Source organism: Microbacterium sp. AC215 (assembly GCF_979258645.1).
Window position 1 is genome coordinate 3,434,366 of record NZ_OZ409869.1, and the last position, 16,384, is coordinate 3,450,749.

The 16,384-nt window shown below is 63.9% G+C and carries 19 protein-coding genes; 8 read left to right on the forward strand and 11 right to left on the reverse strand.

Annotated features, from left to right (window positions below):
- Positions 1 to 21: 21 nt before the first annotated feature.
- The 5 genes from ACZZZF_RS16675 to ACZZZF_RS16695 form a co-directional block, all read right to left on the reverse strand.
- Positions 22 to 672 carry a hypothetical protein gene (locus ACZZZF_RS16675; RefSeq protein WP_400865572.1) on the reverse strand — a complete coding sequence of 217 codons (651 nt, stop codon included), beginning with the start codon at positions 670 to 672 and terminating at the stop codon, positions 22 to 24.
- Positions 673 to 1,000: 328 nt separating this feature from the next.
- Positions 1,001 to 2,140 (reverse strand): plasmid recombination protein, encoded by a 1,140-nt coding sequence (locus tag ACZZZF_RS16680; RefSeq protein WP_400865575.1) that lies wholly within the window; start codon positions 2,138 to 2,140, stop codon positions 1,001 to 1,003.
- A gap of 262 nt (positions 2,141 to 2,402) precedes the next feature.
- A complete protein-coding gene (locus ACZZZF_RS16685; protein ID WP_463499646.1) occupies positions 2,403 to 4,607 on the reverse strand; it encodes a hypothetical protein in 2,205 nt (734 codons plus the stop codon).
- Positions 4,608 to 5,365: 758 nt separating this feature from the next.
- Complete coding sequence (locus ACZZZF_RS16690) at positions 5,366 to 5,707, reverse strand: helix-turn-helix domain-containing protein (RefSeq protein WP_400865580.1); 342 nt, start codon at positions 5,705 to 5,707, stop codon at positions 5,366 to 5,368.
- A 407-nt stretch (positions 5,708 to 6,114) separates the two neighbouring features.
- Positions 6,115 to 6,750: a hypothetical protein gene (locus ACZZZF_RS16695; protein WP_400865583.1), complete on the reverse strand. Its 636-nt coding sequence runs from the start codon at positions 6,748 to 6,750 to the stop codon at positions 6,115 to 6,117.
- 181 nt (positions 6,751 to 6,931) lie between these two features.
- On the opposite strand from ACZZZF_RS16695, the gene ACZZZF_RS16700 reads away from it, so the two are divergent.
- Positions 6,932 to 7,144, forward strand: a complete 213-nt coding sequence (locus ACZZZF_RS16700) for a hypothetical protein (RefSeq protein ID WP_400865586.1) — start codon at positions 6,932 to 6,934, stop codon at positions 7,142 to 7,144.
- A gap of 137 nt (positions 7,145 to 7,281) precedes the next feature.
- On the opposite strand, the gene ACZZZF_RS16705 is transcribed toward ACZZZF_RS16700, so the two are convergent.
- Positions 7,282 to 7,578 carry a cupin domain-containing protein gene (locus ACZZZF_RS16705; protein WP_400865589.1) on the reverse strand — a complete coding sequence of 99 codons (297 nt, stop codon included), beginning with the start codon at positions 7,576 to 7,578 and terminating at the stop codon, positions 7,282 to 7,284.
- 51 nt (positions 7,579 to 7,629) lie between these two features.
- On the opposite strand from ACZZZF_RS16705, the gene ACZZZF_RS16710 reads away from it, so the two are divergent.
- The 3 genes from ACZZZF_RS16710 to ACZZZF_RS16720 all read left to right on the forward strand — a co-directional run bounded on the left by ACZZZF_RS16710 (position 7,630) and on the right by ACZZZF_RS16720 (position 10,738).
- Positions 7,630 to 7,785, forward strand: a complete 156-nt coding sequence (locus tag ACZZZF_RS16710; RefSeq protein WP_400865592.1) for a hypothetical protein — start codon at positions 7,630 to 7,632, stop codon at positions 7,783 to 7,785.
- A 909-nt stretch (positions 7,786 to 8,694) separates the two neighbouring features.
- On the forward strand, positions 8,695 to 10,065 hold the full coding sequence (locus tag ACZZZF_RS16715) for a DUF1254 domain-containing protein (RefSeq protein WP_400865594.1): 1,371 nt from the start codon (positions 8,695 to 8,697) through the stop codon (positions 10,063 to 10,065).
- A gap of 1 nt (position 10,066) precedes the next feature.
- A complete protein-coding gene (locus tag ACZZZF_RS16720; RefSeq protein WP_463499649.1) occupies positions 10,067 to 10,738 on the forward strand; it encodes a GAP family protein in 672 nt (223 codons plus the stop codon).
- 109 nt (positions 10,739 to 10,847) lie between these two features.
- Here the strand turns inward: ACZZZF_RS16720 and ACZZZF_RS16725 are convergent, their stop codons facing one another.
- Both ACZZZF_RS16725 and ACZZZF_RS16730 read right to left on the reverse strand, forming a co-directional pair.
- Positions 10,848 to 11,216 (reverse strand): nuclear transport factor 2 family protein, encoded by a 369-nt coding sequence (locus ACZZZF_RS16725; RefSeq protein WP_400865598.1) that lies wholly within the window; start codon positions 11,214 to 11,216, stop codon positions 10,848 to 10,850.
- On the reverse strand, positions 11,213 to 11,689 hold the full coding sequence (locus ACZZZF_RS16730) for a carboxymuconolactone decarboxylase family protein (protein WP_400865601.1): 477 nt from the start codon (positions 11,687 to 11,689) through the stop codon (positions 11,213 to 11,215). The genes ACZZZF_RS16725 and ACZZZF_RS16730 overlap by 4 nt, the downstream gene beginning before the upstream one ends.
- 88 nt (positions 11,690 to 11,777) lie before the next feature.
- On the opposite strand from ACZZZF_RS16730, the gene ACZZZF_RS16735 reads away from it, so the two are divergent.
- Together ACZZZF_RS16735 and ACZZZF_RS16740 are read left to right on the forward strand one after the other, a co-directional pair.
- Positions 11,778 to 12,638 (forward strand): LysR family transcriptional regulator, encoded by an 861-nt coding sequence (locus ACZZZF_RS16735; RefSeq protein WP_463499652.1) that lies wholly within the window; start codon positions 11,778 to 11,780, stop codon positions 12,636 to 12,638.
- A 104-nt stretch (positions 12,639 to 12,742) separates the two neighbouring features.
- The gene (locus ACZZZF_RS16740) at positions 12,743 to 13,390 is read left to right on the forward strand and encodes a LysE family translocator (RefSeq protein ID WP_400865607.1); all 648 of its coding nucleotides are present in this window, start codon (positions 12,743 to 12,745) and stop codon (positions 13,388 to 13,390) included.
- A 107-nt stretch (positions 13,391 to 13,497) separates the two neighbouring features.
- Here ACZZZF_RS16740 and ACZZZF_RS16745 read toward each other — a convergent pair whose 3' ends face one another.
- Positions 13,498 to 13,812 (reverse strand): DUF7882 family protein, encoded by a 315-nt coding sequence (locus tag ACZZZF_RS16745; RefSeq protein ID WP_463499655.1) that lies wholly within the window; start codon positions 13,810 to 13,812, stop codon positions 13,498 to 13,500.
- Between the two features lie 175 nt (positions 13,813 to 13,987).
- On the opposite strand from ACZZZF_RS16745, the gene ACZZZF_RS16750 reads away from it, so the two are divergent.
- Together ACZZZF_RS16750 and ACZZZF_RS16755 are read left to right on the forward strand one after the other, a co-directional pair.
- Positions 13,988 to 14,326 carry a DUF7882 family protein gene (locus ACZZZF_RS16750; RefSeq protein ID WP_463499658.1) on the forward strand — a complete coding sequence of 113 codons (339 nt, stop codon included), beginning with the start codon at positions 13,988 to 13,990 and terminating at the stop codon, positions 14,324 to 14,326.
- A gap of 122 nt (positions 14,327 to 14,448) precedes the next feature.
- The gene (locus ACZZZF_RS16755; RefSeq protein ID WP_400865614.1) at positions 14,449 to 14,715 is read left to right on the forward strand and encodes a hypothetical protein; all 267 of its coding nucleotides are present in this window, start codon (positions 14,449 to 14,451) and stop codon (positions 14,713 to 14,715) included.
- A gap of 488 nt (positions 14,716 to 15,203) precedes the next feature.
- Here the strand turns inward: ACZZZF_RS16755 and ACZZZF_RS16760 are convergent, their stop codons facing one another.
- Positions 15,204 to 15,704 (reverse strand): tetratricopeptide repeat protein, encoded by a 501-nt coding sequence (locus tag ACZZZF_RS16760; protein ID WP_400865617.1) that lies wholly within the window; start codon positions 15,702 to 15,704, stop codon positions 15,204 to 15,206.
- A 167-nt stretch (positions 15,705 to 15,871) separates the two neighbouring features.
- Positions 15,872 to 16,363: a DUF1269 domain-containing protein gene (locus tag ACZZZF_RS16765; protein WP_400865620.1), complete on the reverse strand. Its 492-nt coding sequence runs from the start codon at positions 16,361 to 16,363 to the stop codon at positions 15,872 to 15,874.
- Positions 16,364 to 16,384: the final 21 nt, after the last annotated feature.

Genomic DNA, 16,384 nt, shown 5'->3' on the forward strand with positions numbered 1-16,384 from the left:
GGTCCGGACTCGCCAACAGACTCATCGCCACTTCTGCCCCTCTACGATGCGCTCAAGCGCCTCGATCCCGCCGCCGCTTCGAAACCATTCAACCGGCGTCTGACGCCCTTCGGCCACCATGGCCGTCTGGGGCGTTGCCATCAGGCCGGAGACCGAGATCCAGTTCCTCTCCCTCAGTAGCGCGATGATCTCCGCAAGGTGCGGGAGAAGCTTCCCCGGCGAGGACAAGCTGAACTGCCAAGACGGGAATCGTCTGTGCCCGGCGACATCGACGGCGTAAAGCTCACCGTTCTCGACTGCTCGATTCAGTGAAGCTTCATCGAGGTGCAGGAACAACGCTGCGCTCTCTGCAGACATGCTTTGGTGCAGGCTCGTTAGAAGCGTGCTTGCCGCAACTGCGGGGAGACTGCCGCGCGCCACTCGGCTCGAGGTTTCCTGGAAGTCCTCTGGAGTGGTCGCTCCGGAGCTAACTAGATACCCGGCCTCTTGCGGTGTTGGATCCTCATCGTCAGATACCGGTCGCTGCGCGAGGAGCGCACCGGTCAGGACACTCGCAACGTAATCGCCGTCGGCGTTGAGTCGCGCGATCGCGTCTGCGAGTGCGGCCATCGACACGGCCGACGGCTCAGCCTGCCACCGATGACGAACGGACTTCTCTTCGGGGGAGTTCATGGCTGTCATCGTAGGCGGGGAGAGGGACAATGTCGTCGTGGAAGGCCGAGTTGCCTTCGACGAGGTCATTCCGTTCTCCTCGCTTGAGGATCAGGCACCGTCGAGTGACCGCGAATGGGGCGCCAGATGACCATATTGTGGACAGTCTCTCGAGCGAGGGTTGCGGCCACCGCTGGTTGTGGCCGCAAGGTGACCGCCTCGTGGTCACAGTATGGCCAGTTCAGGGTCAGTAAGCGCGGGATATTGCATCTAGATCGAGCGTGTCCGCGGAGTGACCGCATAGTGGTCACTCTGCGGACACCAGCCGCCCACAAGCCGCGGGTCCGCGTTATCGCTCGCGATCGAACCTCGTGACATCCGGCCGCATGTCTCGCTCCATCATCTCGACCAATGACCTCCGGGTGTTGCGTGCTTTCGCCATGTCGGCTTCGAAGAGCTCGCGAAGAGGCTTACCGCCAACCTTCACCTTGTCCAGCCATCGGTCAACATCCGCGGGGACGCTCTCCAGACGCGCGTTGATGTCTCGCATCCTTTGGCTCTCTGCGTCGGCGTCCTCCCGCGCTTGCGCCGCTGTTCGCTGCGCAAGCTGCGCCTGGCGCCGAGCCTCGTTCGCGTCCCGGACTGCATGCTCCGCGGCCGCCCGGCGAGACGCCAGCTCGCGCTCCCTCTTAACAGCGATGGACTCCCGATCGTCAAGGTCCGAATCCCTGGACGCGAGTCGCCGCCGCACCGAATCGCTCGCCTCCCGTTCCTTCTCCAACTCACCGGTAGCCTCCCGGAGCCAATCTGCCTTTCTCTGAAACTCGCTGCTGCTGAGATGCTCTCTCGAGCGTTCCGTAACTCGGTGCTCCACGTCGTACCCGGCTTCGGCCATCACAGCACGAAGCTCCTTGTGTTGGCGCCTCAGATCGGCCGGCCCCTTGAAGAAGTCCTTCTGGGAGAGCCGTCCGTCGCCCGTTACGGGGACAACTGCCACCTGCAGGCCCGGATGCAATTCATCTAGGTGCACGGAGAACCCCACGATGTTGTCAGCGCCGAACTCGGCGACGGCCCAATCCAGCGCCGCTCCCATGTACGCGTAGGACTCCTTGCTCGGCCCCTTCTCGCGCCAAGAGGCATCGTGCTCGGCGAACCACTTCGGATCGAGCTGGAGGACAACGCCGCGAATCAAGACCGCGTCCTTGCGAAGGGCCCTTCCGACCGACTCAAGGCGCTGCTTGAGGTAGTCGTCGAGCTCGTCCGAAGGCGGCCGGCCATCGACGGATTCAAGACGCCTCACGCTACCGGAACCGTCATTGACCATCGTCATGTTAAGAGCGGTTCTCTCCGGGATGATGTTCGCATTCGACTGGGGGAAGATGAAACCAGCTTTCTGGTCAGCATCTCGCGCGATGTGCCTGAAGAATGCCTTCGCATGCCCTCCACGCTTCACCTTGTGAGACACGTCGAACGTCATCGTGTAACTCATGCCTCGTTCCTCTCGACGTGGTCCGTGGTCTGTTCCGTCCTCGACGCAACAGACCACGGAGCCTCCGGCGGCTCTCCCGAGGGGCTTCTCCTGCCGCTCATCCGCAACCCACCCCTGCGCTTCCTTTGGAGGGTGCGATGCTCCTTCTCGTCAGAAGAAGGTGTAGCCCCATACACTTCTGAGCACGCTTCGCTCGTCAGAAGCTCCTGGTGCCCTCCGGGGGCCGCTGTGCGGACAAGACGGCAACTGTGTCGACGGATCGTCACGACGCGCCTCCCGATGGCTCAAAAGGCGAAGTGCCCGGAGCCGCCGACAGCATGCGTGAGAGCCACGGCTCGAGCTCCGATAGAGGCAACATCTGCGAAGCTCGCTCGGGCCGACGAGCGTTCTTCCAGTCACCTTCGCTCACCGTGCCGAGATCCCATCGGGCGATCCAGTCGAGACGCTCGAGGAGGCTGAGATCGCGATCTGCCAGGGTCGGAATGGTGACGACTCCCTGGCGGTGAGCCATGACGATTGACATCAGCACAGCCCGACGAGGGGTGACGATCCTGTGCCCCTTTCCGTGCGCGAATCGGACGTGCCAGTCCTTCCACTCGTCGACGGTCCTCAGGCAACCCGTTTTCGCAATCTCGCGAGCGATCGCTCGCGCACGCAGGCACTCTTCGATGGAGTCCCACGGAGCGGTCTCAAACGTCGCCATCTCGTGCTTCGATCCGTCTGGAACCGGGACGCTTTCGCCGGACATAGATGCCATCAGTGGCCGGCGCTTGAGGTCGAAGTCCATGCTGAGTGCGCGCTCGACAACCGACGGAATGAAGTCCTTGCGCCCTTCTCTCCGAGAGAGCTCTTGGAAGCTCGGGAATCGACGGTAGGCATTCTCGACCCGACCTTCACGAGTAACCACGTTGACCAACAGCTCTTCACGATCCTCGAGACTGTCGGCGTCGATTCCCGCGGAGGGCTTTAAGCCGTTGTGAGCGCACACGCCGTCGACGCGGAGCGACACGTTACCGCGTGTGGTGAAGTTCACCAGATCATCTTGTTCGTGCTTGGCTTCCCAGATCGTCGCATCCCCGGTGAGCGCTGTGCGAGCTTCGCGCAGATGCTCCGCGAGACCATAGAGATCGAGACTCTCAACGTCGGTAACGGACCAGTCCGTGATGAATCCGTCAGTGGTGACCGAGAAGACCTGGCCGCCTCGTTCGGTGATCTGATTCATCGTCGCCAGGAGCTGAGCTCGCACGAGGCTTGTCGTGGTGGCCGCATGTGACGGACTGGAGATCGCAGAGCCACCGACATTGTCCATCTCCTGCTTGTGGGCATCCCACGAGCGCTGCTCAGCCACGTCTTGTGCGGTCTTCCCGTAGATCGTGCATACGCCCGTCTTCAACGTCTCCTCCTCAAGCGACCCCTTTCCGAAGAGCCGCTTCGCAGTAGTGCGGTCCTCGATCAGCTGTTTCACGCCATAACGAAGCGACAGGCTGAGCGAGCCATCTGCACGGTGAGCCGGTCGCCCCGCAAAGCCGATCTGGCAAAACACCCTCGCGCCAAGCTGGAGCGCGAGCCAGAGCTCCGGCCCGCAAACCCATGTCCCCGCAGTTCCCTCGCTCGACCGCGGATAGATGAGCGTGCCGTCGGCCACGATGGGGAGAGTCGGGTACGAGACGTGACCGGGGAACTCGAACGAGACAAATCCCACGAAGGACGTGGTCGGCTCCGGCACGTCATGGGTACTCAGCATCCGTTCGTGAACGACCTCCTGAATAGCACCGGTTTCCCAGTCCAGATCAGGCACGAGCGCCATAGCCGTCGGGTAGGCGTTCTTCGCATCGATATCGATCGTTCGCGTCGGGTAGTACCCGGGCGCGGGACACGCGTTCAGTCCGCCGTGGTACGCGGACGCAAAAGCCTTGCTCAGCTGCGCTGCGGCACCGTCCAACGGCGTGCGACCACGCTTTGAGTAGAACGTCAACTCATCACCTTCTTCTACAACATCAACGGCCTCGTCCTCGACGAGCCCGGAGAACGCGAGCCTGAACTCCTTAGGAGACGCCACCCCGAAGTACTCCGATCCCGACGCCACGAGCGAGGCCGCCGCACCACCGCCGAGAGTCACAGGCGGGAGCACGCCCTCACCCCAGATGCGGCCGAGGAACTCGACGACGATCTCTGCGTCGTTGACGCCATAGTCGAGGAAATCGTTCAACTGTTCGCGGCGGTAATCCGTCATTCGCGAGATGCGGTCGCCTGGCACCTCGAGCTTCTCAATGCCAGCGGCCGCGCCGATTGCGGCGAGCGTCCGCTTGCCCGCAGGAGCGTGCGTCATCGTGTCGCGGACCGTAACACTCAACGACCGCCACCAACCGAAGTCATCGCCCCGCTGGTCGCCACTCTGGAGGCGGAACGGAAGCAGCGTGACAAGGCCGCCGGCAGCGGACGTGAGGCGCGTCAGATGATCGGTCACTCTCGCGCCACCACGAAACGACGTCAGATCGGCAGCACCGTAGTGACAGGCCAAGACGATTGGGACGCGCCAGGGCGCAAGGGCCGCAGCCCTGGCCTGCCAATCGCCGGGGTTAGCCGCCCAGCTTCGAGCGGCGTCACCAGCGGGACCCGCGCTGGCCTGCTCGATGACCGTGCTGCGCCGCACTCCGCGGTCATCTACCTCTGCTCTCACTAGAGGTGACCGCCACAATGACGCAGCCCGGACAACCTCCCAAAGAGCGGTGTGCATCCCGATCCTGCGTCCATCGAGCGGAAGGATGACCACTTGGACCATCGTCGACGAATCGTCCAAATCGGGCGTTGCGAACTGCCAACTGTTGATCGTCCGAACACCATTCACAGTGGTGAACTCGGAGTCGAACCCGACGACGATCGCGCGCCGACCAGTTCCCATCGATCGCACAGAGGCAAGTTCTCCGAATGCGACTTCACGGCCCGCGAGCGGGGCGGCGGAGCCCACCGCGGGCAGTAGGGGGTCGGGGTCATGAACACGGGGACCCATGGGCGCCTTATGACCCCGCGGCGAAAACCCCGGAAAATCAAGGGACCGCTGCGCTCCCGACGGCTCGATTGCTGGGGCACTTCTCTGGAGACCCCCAGTAATCGAGCTCAAGTGAGCGGATTGAGCGTGCCGCTGCATGCGCCGGACCAACACCTGGAACGTGCCGCCGGCGTCACGAATTTCGTGCGCTTTCCAGCCGGAGTGGAACGGTGTATTCACGCCGCACCTCCGATGATCACGGCAAGGCGCTCGCGCTGTTCGGCGGTAAGTCGCGGCGCGGCTGCGACGACACGGGCAACGGCTGAGTCGATCTCCGCCGCCGCTCGCGGCCGGCCGACGACCGGAGCCGCCATCGCGTCAAGGTGGGCGGGCTCAACATAGATGCGGCGACCAATGCGCTCCGCAGGCAAGCTCCCATCAGCAACGCGCTTGCGAAGTGTGGAGTAGCCAATGCGCCGCGCGTGCGCTGCTTCCTGAAGGGTGAGTCGAGACACTGTTTGAGGTGTGGCGTGAGTAGGCAAGCCCACTCCTCTCGTTTGAGAAGGAGCACCTCGCATGTCTCACGGGCCACCTGCCGGTGCCTTTTCCCGCCAGGACCGCCATCGCGATCCGTGTTCACCAGTTCGTTGACCCTCGGGTCAACATGCGCTGGTGTCGCATTCGCCGCGGGCGGGGCCTCAAGTGTTCGACGGGCGGGGGGCCAACCCCGTAGCTCCCGTCGGGTGCGATCCTGTTGGATCCCGCTCAAAGTAGCACTCTCGAGCGTCGGAATGCAACACGATAGACTCGTTTATGAGGAAAAATGGTGTTGCTCGGTGGGCCACAACTCGCTCTACCTCTCGGCGACCTCTTGTGGACGTCGTGGTGCGCCCCGTGCTCGAATGCTCCAGCACATAGCGCGATTTTTCCCGAACCCGGCTAGGTCTGACTGCGACCTCCGCCCTCTCGATGATTCGGGCCGTGATTAGTACCAGCGCTCACCGTCGACAATGTCGTCGATCGCATCGAGATTTCCCCCTCGGAGCAGCCACTGAATCGGTGTCTGCTGTTCACCCCGGAACGTCAGATCCTCTTTGGGTACCGTCATGAATGCTTGCAAGCTCGCAGGATCGCGTTCATCGGGCAGAAGTTCGCTAAGTAGATGTGCGAGGTGGGGCAGTATGCCCTGCGGCCTCGCGTCGGTGAACTGCCATCTGGGATAGACAGTGACCGCCCCAACCTTGAAGCCGAACAATTGCTCTGCACCGCAAAGGTCTCGAACCCGGTGGCGGCTGACTCCAAGTTTTTCGGCCGCCTCGGACTCGCTGAAGCTGGCAGCGATCGTTTCGAGCAAGGTTCGATTCTCTAGTTCTCGAAGATCCCCGCGCGCGACGCTCGCTTCTGTCTCCGCCAACTCCTTCGGTGTGAACTCGCCCGACTCGATCAAGAATGCGCGCTCCTGCGCGCTGAGCCCAGGAGAGCCGGGGCCGGCCTCGCGCAGAAGCTCGTTTGCCGCGAGCCGTAGGACCTCGGCGATCTCTGGGCCGAAACCTTCGGTAGTGATAGCGGAGAGCGTCGCATCAACAGCATCGTCGATCTTCAAAGGTCGAACAGCTTCCATTGGATACCCTTCCAACGCGAGTCTCGATCGGGCGTACGACGACTGTATCGCCACCACCATCAATCGAGTTCCGCCGCTCGAAGGTGACGCCGATCCGGAACCTGACGCACCAGCCCCTCTTGCGCTTCAACATGAATCCCATCGCCGCGTCGCGCGTCTACCAACAGGCATCCGCTGCCCGATGTTACGACCGGACCCGGCACAACGCCAGCGCCTCGAATCCATCCTGGCCAACCTCCACGAACGGCTCGCCGAAGCGAAATGGATGGGCTGGCTTGGAGAAGTAAACGGCATCGAGATCAGCATCGGAGCGGCCGAGGACAAGCTGAGGCAGATGACGCAGATCGCCCGGCTTACGCTCGAACGACGACGTCCAGGAGGCATGGTTTCATGAGCTCGACAACGCGCGCCGATACCCTACACCAGCGGTTTCGGCACCTTTAGGTTTCGGCAGGGGGTTACGGCGGAGCGTGCTTCGGCGTGTCGCGCTTCCGCTCAGCGACATCGCCCAAGTCCGCCGTAAACGATCGTTTACGGCAGGCGGGGGTAGTCGGTGGCGTCGACCTTCCGGCCCCACTCGGTTTCTGGCTCTTGGTCGGTGGCCGGCGCTTCCCAGAGTGCGAGGTGGCTCATGAAGTTGTCAGCCGTCGCTCCGTGCCAGTGCCACTCGCCGGGAGGCGTGTAGACGGTGTCGCCGGGGTGTAGCTCGATGAGTTCTTCACCCCGGGTCTGGACGTAGCCGGTGCCTTCTGTGACGTGCAGGGTCTGGCCTACGGCGTGCCGATGCCAGGCTGTATGGGCACCTGGCGTGAATCGGACTAGATTCAACCGAGCTCGGGAGGGGCGATCGTACTGACGTCCGGGTTCTCGGGAGCTGCGGTGGTCTCGTTCGGCGTGCTGCGGATGCAGGGCGGTGAAGCACGGGCGTATACCACAGCAGCCTTCGCCATCGCGGCCGTCGCCTTCGCCGTCTTCCTGGTCTCAGTACTTCGAGAGGTCCGCGATCTCGAGAAGAAGGGCGCGGACGAGAACTGAGACCCCCACTGCGACAACCCCCGGATGCTGTGCCTCCGCATCAGTCCCCGGGAGTCTCCAGAACCTCCTCGCTTCTCAGCTCGTCCTCGCTCTGAGCGTCGCCATCACCGGGTGACATCGGTACTCCCGCCGTCAGCGACATTGAGACGTTGGTCCGGCCCTACGCCCCGGGCGTGACCACCGCCACGTCGCCGAACCTGCCCGACCTGAAACGTGAGCAGCGCTGCAGACCCGAAAACGAGCAACCCAACGACAAGCCATTGGAGTGGCGAGTAGTCGGTGCCGAGTTGGACTGTCCTCGTGAGCAGGCCGATCATGTATCCGAACAGGACGGCGCTGAGTCCGAGCATGGCGCGATGAAACCGAAGGCTCCGCTGATCGTTCGATCCCACCATGCGTCGAGAATACGGCGAACAGCCAGTGGCGCACCATGCGTGCGTCAGTGGGCGGCGCGGAACGCCTGAGGCAGCGGTCTCAGATGGCGACGTCGACGGGGCGTCGACACCTCGCGTATTCGGCGCGCTGACCACCAGGAACCGCGTCTCCACGGCGCCCGGAGTTGAGAACCGGTGCGCCGGCCCGGCCGGGCCGGACTATGGGCGCGAACTCCTCTTTCCGCGGGAAAGCGACGCCCAAGCCCGACGGTGTCGGCTTCCAGCGGTTCGACGCCCACGTCTGACGCCGCGTCATGGGGCGGTATCTGACCGGGTGCATCGTGCAGGGCGCGTTCAAGCCGATTGCCTCGCACCGATCGGGTGAGTCAACCCTTGTCCCGTAGCCCCACCGTGAGTAGCGTCAGCGGTATTCGCGCGCCAGTATCTGGGGTTCGGGAAGTCCGGGCGAAGGGCCCCGGTCATCGGCGAGGTGGAGGGACGAGCCGTGGGAATCGACGTGACGAAGACTGGGCGCTTGGGACAGGTCGAGATGGACGGGGAGCTGCCGGCTCGGTCGTCGATCCCTGTGATCTTCGATGAGCTCGACTACCAGTTCGCGTGTCAGGCATACCTGTGGGCGCTGCCGCTCGTCTCCTATGCGCAGTGGAAGACGCAGCACTATGAGGTCTTCGGCGCCACGGGCAGTGACCTCGTGCGGTACCTCAGTTACCGTGACCGGCTCGGCCTCATCACGGCGAACGCCACCACGCCCTACATCCTGAACTTCTTCGACCTGTCCGAGAGCGGGCCGCTCGTGATCGAGCTGCCCGCTGGGCCCACGGCCGGCGGCGTGTCCGACTTCTGGCAACGTGAGGTCGGCGCGATGGGCGAGATGGGTCCGGATCGCGGCGAGGGCGGCAAGTACCTGATCCTCGCGCCGGGCGTCGACGAACCGGCCGAGCTGAGCGAGGACTACCGCATCCTTCGTTCCTCGGGGGTGAACATCATGTTCGGCTTCCGAACTCTCGACCCGGATCCGACGCGCGCCGATGCACTCGTCCACGGTGTGCGGATCTACCCCTATGCCGACCGTGACGAGCCCGCTCCCACCCGCATCGTGTCACCCGACGGGCGGCCGTGGACGGGAGACCAGCCGAAGGGCCTGGACTATTGGCGGACACTTCACAGCATCTACCAGAGCGAGGTCGTCGATGAGCGGGACCGCTTCTATCTCGCGATGCTCAAGCAGCTCGGCATCGAGAAGGGCAAGCCGTTCGCCCCGGATGAGCGTCTCACGCGCATTCTCGAACAGGGCGCGGCCGCAGGCGAGCTGATGGCGCAGGCGAACACGTTCGCCAAGCGATTCGAGCAGGGCTCGTATTGGCCCGATCGCGCCTGGGAGCAGGCGATCGTGCTCGACAACTCCGCCCAGCGCGGCGACGGATACGACGAACTGCTCGAGCGCGCATCCTGGTTCTACGAGGCGGTCAGTTTCTCCGAGGCCATGAAGAGTCAGACTCCGGGCGTCGGGCAGGCCTATCTCGGCTCGTACACCGATGGCGCCGGAGAGTGGCTCGACGGTGGCCGCGACTACACGTTGCACGTGCCCGCGGATGTCCCCGCGAAGCTGTTCTGGTCGGCGACCGTGTACGACGTCGCCACCCGGTGCCTCATCGACAACGAGCAACAGCGCGGTGATCGCGGCTCGCGCGATCCGGACCTGGTTCGCAACGATGACGGCTCAGTCGACCTCTACTTCGGTCCATCTGCGCCGACTGCCGGAGAGTCGAACTGGGTGCAGACGATTCCCGGCCAGCACTGGTTCTCCTACTTCCGCCTCTACGGGCCGCTGGAGTCGTACTTCGACCGCAGCTGGAAGCTCGGTGACATCACCCCGATCGAGTGACGTGGGAGAAGTCATCGGGGAGATGCTCCCCCTCGCGCTCGGCATCGCCATCAGTCCGATTCCGATCATCGCGGCGATACTCATGCTTCTGTCCCCGAAAGCGCGGGTGACGAGCGTTGGCTTCCTGCTCGGGTGGATCGTGGGCATCGTCGTCGCCGTCGTGGTCTTCACGCTCGTGTCATCGGTCCTCCCCGACGATGACGGGGACACGTCCAAACCGGTCAAGGGTGTTATCCAGCTGCTCCTCGGCTTGGGACTCGTGTTGCTCGCGATCAAGCAGTGGCGCGGGCGAGCTAAAGCCGGCCAGACGCCAGCGCTGCCCAAATGGATGCAGGCGATCGACAAGATCACCTTCGTCACCGCGGCCGGGCTCGGGTTCCTGCTGTCCGCCCTCAACCCGAAGAACCTCATCATGGCGGCCGGGGCGGGCGTCGCTCTCGGTTCAGCGATGCTCGACGGCGGATCGACCACCATCGCAGTGACCGTGTTCACCGTGATCGCCGCATCAACCGTCGCGGTCCCGGTAATCGGCTACCTCATCGCCTCCGACAAGCTCCGCGGTCCCCTCGGTGCTCTGCGTGGATGGCTCGAGAACGAGAACGCTGTCATTATGGCCGTGCTTCTGCTCGTGATCGGCGTCTCGATGATCGGCAAGGGTATCGGCAGCTTCTAACCCGTCGCCGCCACGACGTCAGGTCCTCACGGCGACTCAGGCTGCTCGGGATCGCCCCCTGCCCCTGCCCCTGCCCACGCTGAGCGGCGCAGGCGGGGCAGCAGCCAGCTCAGCGAATCAGTGGTCGCGGGTCGAAGGTCACTCGGATCCGTGTGATGAGCCCGTCCTCGACGTGACTCCAATTCGCCGTCGGCACGTGGACGTCTCCACTGATGAGGTCGAACCACGTGACGGCATCGGATTTCTCGACGACTCGAGTATGGAGTACCAGGTCGGTCATCACTGCCTTCGCCATTCCCTCGAGACCGGCTACGCACTCGTCGACACCGTTCGCCGTGCCCATCACTCCGACGAAGGTCACCTCGGGGTGCAGGACGGAGCGCAGACGCTCGAAGTCGCGCGCACGCCACGCGTCGAAGTAGGTGGCGACCGCGGTGCGCGTCTGCTCCGTCTGCCCGGCTTCTTGCTGAGTGTTCACAGCGACGGGGTCCAGGCCCGCGTGGTGACGCCAACTGCGTTCCAGGCGTTGATGGTCACGATCAACGCGACTAGGGCTCCCAGCTCAGCCGGAGTGAACTCGGCAGCCGCGTCGCGCCAATCGGCGTCGGGAACATGACTCTCTGCCGCGAGTGTGATGCTTTCCGTGAGTGCCAACGCTGCTCGTTCTTGTCGCGTGAAGAAGGGCGATTCGCGCCAGACGCTCACCGCGACGAGGCGCGCGACCTGCTCTCCTGCGTTCAGGGCGTCCTTCGAGTGCTCGGAGACGCAATACGCGCAGCCGTTCAGCTGGGAGGCGCGGAGCCGGATCAGCTCCCGCAAGAACGGGTCTATCGCGGCCGAGTCAAGTTCCTTCGTCGTCGCGGCGTCGAGTTGGGCGAGCGCCCGCGAGAACAAGGGCGCGACGGTGTCGATCTCGAGTCGGATCGGAATGCCGACAAGTGCTGAATCCATGGGTGTGTGTCCTTTCCACCTCGAGCCTCCCGTGCCAGCGATCCATCCGTCCAACATCTATCGGCGAACAGATCTAGCATTCTGAGATATGGAACTGCATCGGCTCAGGTACCTGCTCGCTGTCGTCGACGAGGGCTCCGTCACCGACGCCGCCAGGAAACTGCAGGTCGCTCAGTCGGGCGTGAGCAGTCAGCTCGCCAAGCTCGAGAAAGAACTGGGCGTCGCCATCTTCCGCCGGGTCGGGCGCAGAGTGGTCCTCACCGATGAGGGGCTCGCTCTGCTCCCCGCCGTGCGCAACGCCGTGAATGCCGTCGACGCAGTCACAGCATCTGCCGCCGATCTGCGCGGGCTCGTGATCGGGTCCCTCAAGGTCGGGACGGTCGCGAACCTGATCTGGCCACGACTCTTCGAGGCGATCGACGAGCTTCATACCCATCACCCCGGGGTCGATCTGCGCCTGTCGGAAGGGACATCCCACGCGCTGTTGACTGCGGTGCGCCGGGGCGAAGTCGACGTCGCGATTGCGACCTGGGCAGAGAATGAGCCGTCGGACCTTCACAGGCACGTCATCGTGGATGACCCGCTCGTCGCTGTCGTCGGCACGACGCATCCGTGGGCATCGCGGTCGACGATCACGCCTGCTGAGCTGGTCCACGTGGATGTGATCAGCCTCGAACCCGGGACTGGATCACGCGATGCTCTGGACGCAATGATGAGGCGCACCGCCCTCACCCTCACACCGCGCTGGGAAGTGGCTGGCCCCTCGTTCGTGAAGGAACTCGCAGGTCGCGGGCTCGGAGTCGCAATCGTCAGCGAAACGACCGCGTCGACGTGGGGGTTGCGCTGCATCCCGTTCGACGACTCGCAGGCGCGATCCCGTCTGGGGATCGTGTGGGGAGAGAACCCGAGCGCTGCTGCACGGGCGTTCCTGAACGAAATCCGCGGGTGAGCGCTCACTCATCGTGCGGCTTGTGCCGGTCGGCCGACATCCCTGTGCCAGACTGTGGACGGCCTTCACATCAACGGTGATGTTCCCCGTCTCGAAGGGACACCATGATCTCGCTGGCCGCCGCGACCGGAATTGCCCTCATCGAACTGGGACTCGCCCTCACGCCAGGACCCAACATGATGTACCTCGTCTCACGGAGCATCGGACAAGGCTGGCGCGCCGGCATGATCTCTCTCTCCGGCACCGCGGTCGGATTCGTCGTCTATATGTTGATGGCGAATCTCGGCTTGGCCGCAGTGTTCGTCGTTGTTCCAGGCCTGTTCATCGCGCTGAAAGTCGTCGGCGCCGCGTACCTCCTGTGGCTCGCGTACAAGACCTTCCGTCCCGGGGGCAGCACACTGTTCCAGACCACCGAGCTGCGTCGGCACTCATCGGGCGCCCTGTTCCGCATGGGGTTGGTGACAAACCTTCTGAACCCGAAGGTCGCCATCCTCTACCTGGCGCTGATCCCGCAGTTCATCGACCCCGAGCGGGGAAACGTCGTCTCTCAAGGCCTCCAGCTCGGCACCATTCAGATCCTCGTCGGAGTGACGGTGAACGGAGTGATCGTCCTCGCGGCCGGCTCCATCGCCGCGTTCCTGCAGCGCAAGCCCTCATGGATACGCTGGCAGAAATGGATCACCGGCACGATCCTCGGAGCGGTCGGCGTCAAGCTCGCCATCGACGCCCCCGCACCCGCCGTAGCTGCCTAGCCGCACTGTCCGGATCTCACACCTCATTCGTCGAGAAACCGGGGTTCGCATGCTTCGCCGATTCTCATACAGCGCCTCGCAGGGCTCGCACCTGCACTCTCGCTCACCTACCCGGCAGGAATCTCCAGCACCTCGTCGACGAGGCTGATGCCATCCGTGGAGCTGGCAGACTGCATGAGCTGCTCGATCCACTTCACGTTCAACTGAGGGGCCTCCGGCTCCTCGAACGTGAACCGCAGCGGAATCGACGGGTGCAGCCAGATCGTCGATCGGCCGAGGGTGTCCTCGTCGTGATGCTTCCACGACAGGGTGAAGCTCTCGTTGCGACGGAGCTTTGTGGCGATGACGACTTTCAGATGCGCGAGAGCACGATCCTCGATGTGGATCTCGTCACCGACACCGCCGTACTGGATAGTTCCCATGAGTCGAACAATACCGGGAAGAGGAGAACGGCCAACGCGGCCGCGGGCACGGAGTTATTCACGGTCGTGAGCGAGATTGTGCGACATCGTCTCGTGTCACAATGAAGCCACCACGGTGCGGACATCGTCAGCCGCACCTCACTCGAGGACCTCGTGGCTGAGCAGAAAGCACCCGATGGGCAAGTTTATCTACGAGAACGGTGTGAAGACCGAGATCGAAGACCGCGCACTGACACACCTCCAGCTCGTCATCATCGCCAAACTTCGCCGCGGTGAGCCCTTCACCTTCTCGTGGCGCGAAGACACCAGCACAGGTGGCGGACGAACATCAGTGTGGGTTCATGCGGGCAGCTCCCTCGTGTTCAAGTACCACGGCAGCCGCCAGCCCGCGATCAACCGCGAATGGATTGAAGCTCTCGCATTCACGGCGAATGCGCCGACGGGGCTCTACCTTGTTCCCGAGCCAGCCGAGAAGACCGCTGCAGACCGTCTCGAGACGCCGGCTCGCGCCTGACACACCCCGCCCGGCTCGCTCCCTGACGCGGCGCTGTACATCGCCGACGTGTGGGATGCAACCCCGAAGTCGCCGCTCTCCGGCAGAGGTTACCCTCGCGGGATGACAGGGACGGAGTGCATATGAGTACGCAGGTCATCATCGACGGACACCCTTTCCGTCTGCACGGAGACCAGGACGTCGACGACCTCATGGGTCGTATCGAGGTTGCGGCGCGGTCAGGACCCTCGTTCGTGCATCTCGACGATGGTGACAGCTCCGTGCGCGTCCTCGTCGGAAGCCAGTCTCACGTCGTGATCACTGTGCACCCTGATCGACCGAGTGGGGCCCGGACAAGCGCCGACGACGAGCCGCTCCTCGTGGTCGACATGGTCGATTGGGAGCTGTGACGGGTTTCAACGACCGCAGGAAGGCCAAAGCCGCACCTTCTTGGCCGGTGCGACCATCGCACACCGGATGGACGCGCTCGGTTCCTCGGCGATGATTCTTTCCGGGGAACCCGAAGATAACCACCGGGACGCCGAATACTTGACCGCGACGAAGAATCGCTCAAGGGTCCTACGGGTGTGACGACCGAAAGCTACTTTGAGGGCCGATCGCAACACATCGCGATCCGCGGGCCGGTGAAGTCCCCCGCGACACCGGCAGGGTGGTCCCGAAGGTACCCCAGATCTGTCGGGACCACCCCCGCAGCGCGGCTGCACCAACCGAAACAGGGGGCGGCTGTGCGGGACGCCTCGCGCGAGGGAGGAACGCTGATGCGAGGCGTCCCGAGTGACACCGATGCCCGCCGGAGTCACTCCGGCCAGATGATCGCCCCCCGGCGCCATCCGGCAGATTCAGGATCCTCGCTCGGATCCATTCCCGCAAGACTCAGCTAGACATCGAGTGACGCGAGGTACTCCGCGTTGCCGCGCATCGCCGGCTTGTATCGCTCGAGCTCCTCGGTGTGAACGTGATCCGCGAGCAGAGTGAGCAGACTACCCAGTGCGGCGCTCATGTGACCCTGCGCATGTAGGGTCAGCGCCTCGAAGGCGCCCAGCGCCACGTCGTCCGGGAACTCTTCGCGAGCCGTGCGGAACACCTCGGCTGATCTGTCCAGGTCGCCGAGGTTGCGCAGCGTGGATCCGTACTGGAGGAAGCACCGGCGGCGGATGTCGCCGTGGAGTCCGTTCTCGAGGGCGCGCCGGTAGTAGCCCTTCGCCATGACCTCTTCGCCCGCGGTGTCGAACGCGCCGCCGACTTCGTAGAGCACGCGCGGATCGTGCGGGTGCTTCTCCAGGATCGGGCGAAGCGCCGCGATCGTCGGCGCCATGTTCTCGCGATCCCGCTCCCGGAAGATCCGATCCAGCTCAGCGTTCAGTTTGTCCGTTGCCATCGTGACCCCCCGGCGCACGGCGGTGGAACCGTACTCGGTCACGCTATCCGAAGCGCACGCCTCAGAGTGGCACGTTGACGGGGCGTCTGTTTCCCCGAGTGCTCGGGGTGCTGATCACGAGGAACCGGGTTTTCGTTCCCCGGGGTTGAAGAACCGGTGGCGAGCGTTCAGTGGGTGCGGAGGTCGTGGATCAGTTCGTGCTCGTCTTCTTCCGACAGGGACGTCTGCACGACCGTGCCGTTGTACGGCGCGAGGGCCGCCGCGAACTTGTCTTCAGTGAGTTTCGAGGCGTAGATGACGATCGCGGATTTGCCCGCGGTCACGGTCGACTTGACTCTGTCACGGAACTCGGCGTCGAGGCCGGTTTTGTCCAGGCCTGCGAACAGCGCCCCGAACAGACCCCCGAAGATCATGCCGGCGAACGGCACGAAAAACAGGATCCCGATCAGAGCACCGAAGAGCGCACCGCTCGCTGCTCCGACGCCGACTTTGCCGGTGGTTCCGGGGTACTCGACCTTGGTCTTGCCTTCGCCGTCGACCTTCACCAGCGCAAGGCCGGAGAGCTCGACCACGAGGTCGCCCTGCAGCTCTTGGACGCGATTGTAGGCCGCCTCTGCGTCTGCTTCGGAGTCGTATGCGATGACGATGAGATCTGCCATGTCCATCCTGCTTTCTGTGTG

Coding starts and splice junctions, on each gene's coding strand:
- ACZZZF_RS16675 (WP_400865572.1), bottom strand. CDS start 672: ATGAACTCCCCCGAAGAGAAGTCCGTTCGTCATCGGTGGCAGGCTGAG.
- ACZZZF_RS16680 (WP_400865575.1), bottom strand. CDS start 2,140: ATGAGTTACACGATGACGTTCGACGTGTCTCACAAGGTGAAGCGTGGA.
- ACZZZF_RS16690 (WP_400865580.1), bottom strand. CDS start 5,707: ATGCGAGGTGCTCCTTCTCAAACGAGAGGAGTGGGCTTGCCTACTCAC.
- ACZZZF_RS16695 (WP_400865583.1), bottom strand. CDS start 6,750: ATGGAAGCTGTTCGACCTTTGAAGATCGACGATGCTGTTGATGCGACG.
- ACZZZF_RS16700 (WP_400865586.1), top strand. CDS start 6,932: ATGTTACGACCGGACCCGGCACAACGCCAGCGCCTCGAATCCATCCTG.
- ACZZZF_RS16730 (WP_400865601.1), bottom strand. CDS start 11,689: ATGGATTCAGCACTTGTCGGCATTCCGATCCGACTCGAGATCGACACC.
- ACZZZF_RS16735 (WP_463499652.1), top strand. CDS start 11,778: ATGGAACTGCATCGGCTCAGGTACCTGCTCGCTGTCGTCGACGAGGGC.
- ACZZZF_RS16740 (WP_400865607.1), top strand. CDS start 12,743: ATGATCTCGCTGGCCGCCGCGACCGGAATTGCCCTCATCGAACTGGGA.
- ACZZZF_RS16745 (WP_463499655.1), bottom strand. CDS start 13,812: ATGGGAACTATCCAGTACGGCGGTGTCGGTGACGAGATCCACATCGAG.
- ACZZZF_RS16750 (WP_463499658.1), top strand. CDS start 13,988: ATGGGCAAGTTTATCTACGAGAACGGTGTGAAGACCGAGATCGAAGAC.
- ACZZZF_RS16755 (WP_400865614.1), top strand. CDS start 14,449: ATGAGTACGCAGGTCATCATCGACGGACACCCTTTCCGTCTGCACGGA.
- ACZZZF_RS16760 (WP_400865617.1), bottom strand. CDS start 15,704: ATGGCAACGGACAAACTGAACGCTGAGCTGGATCGGATCTTCCGGGAG.
- ACZZZF_RS16765 (WP_400865620.1), bottom strand. CDS start 16,363: ATGGCAGATCTCATCGTCATCGCATACGACTCCGAAGCAGACGCAGAG.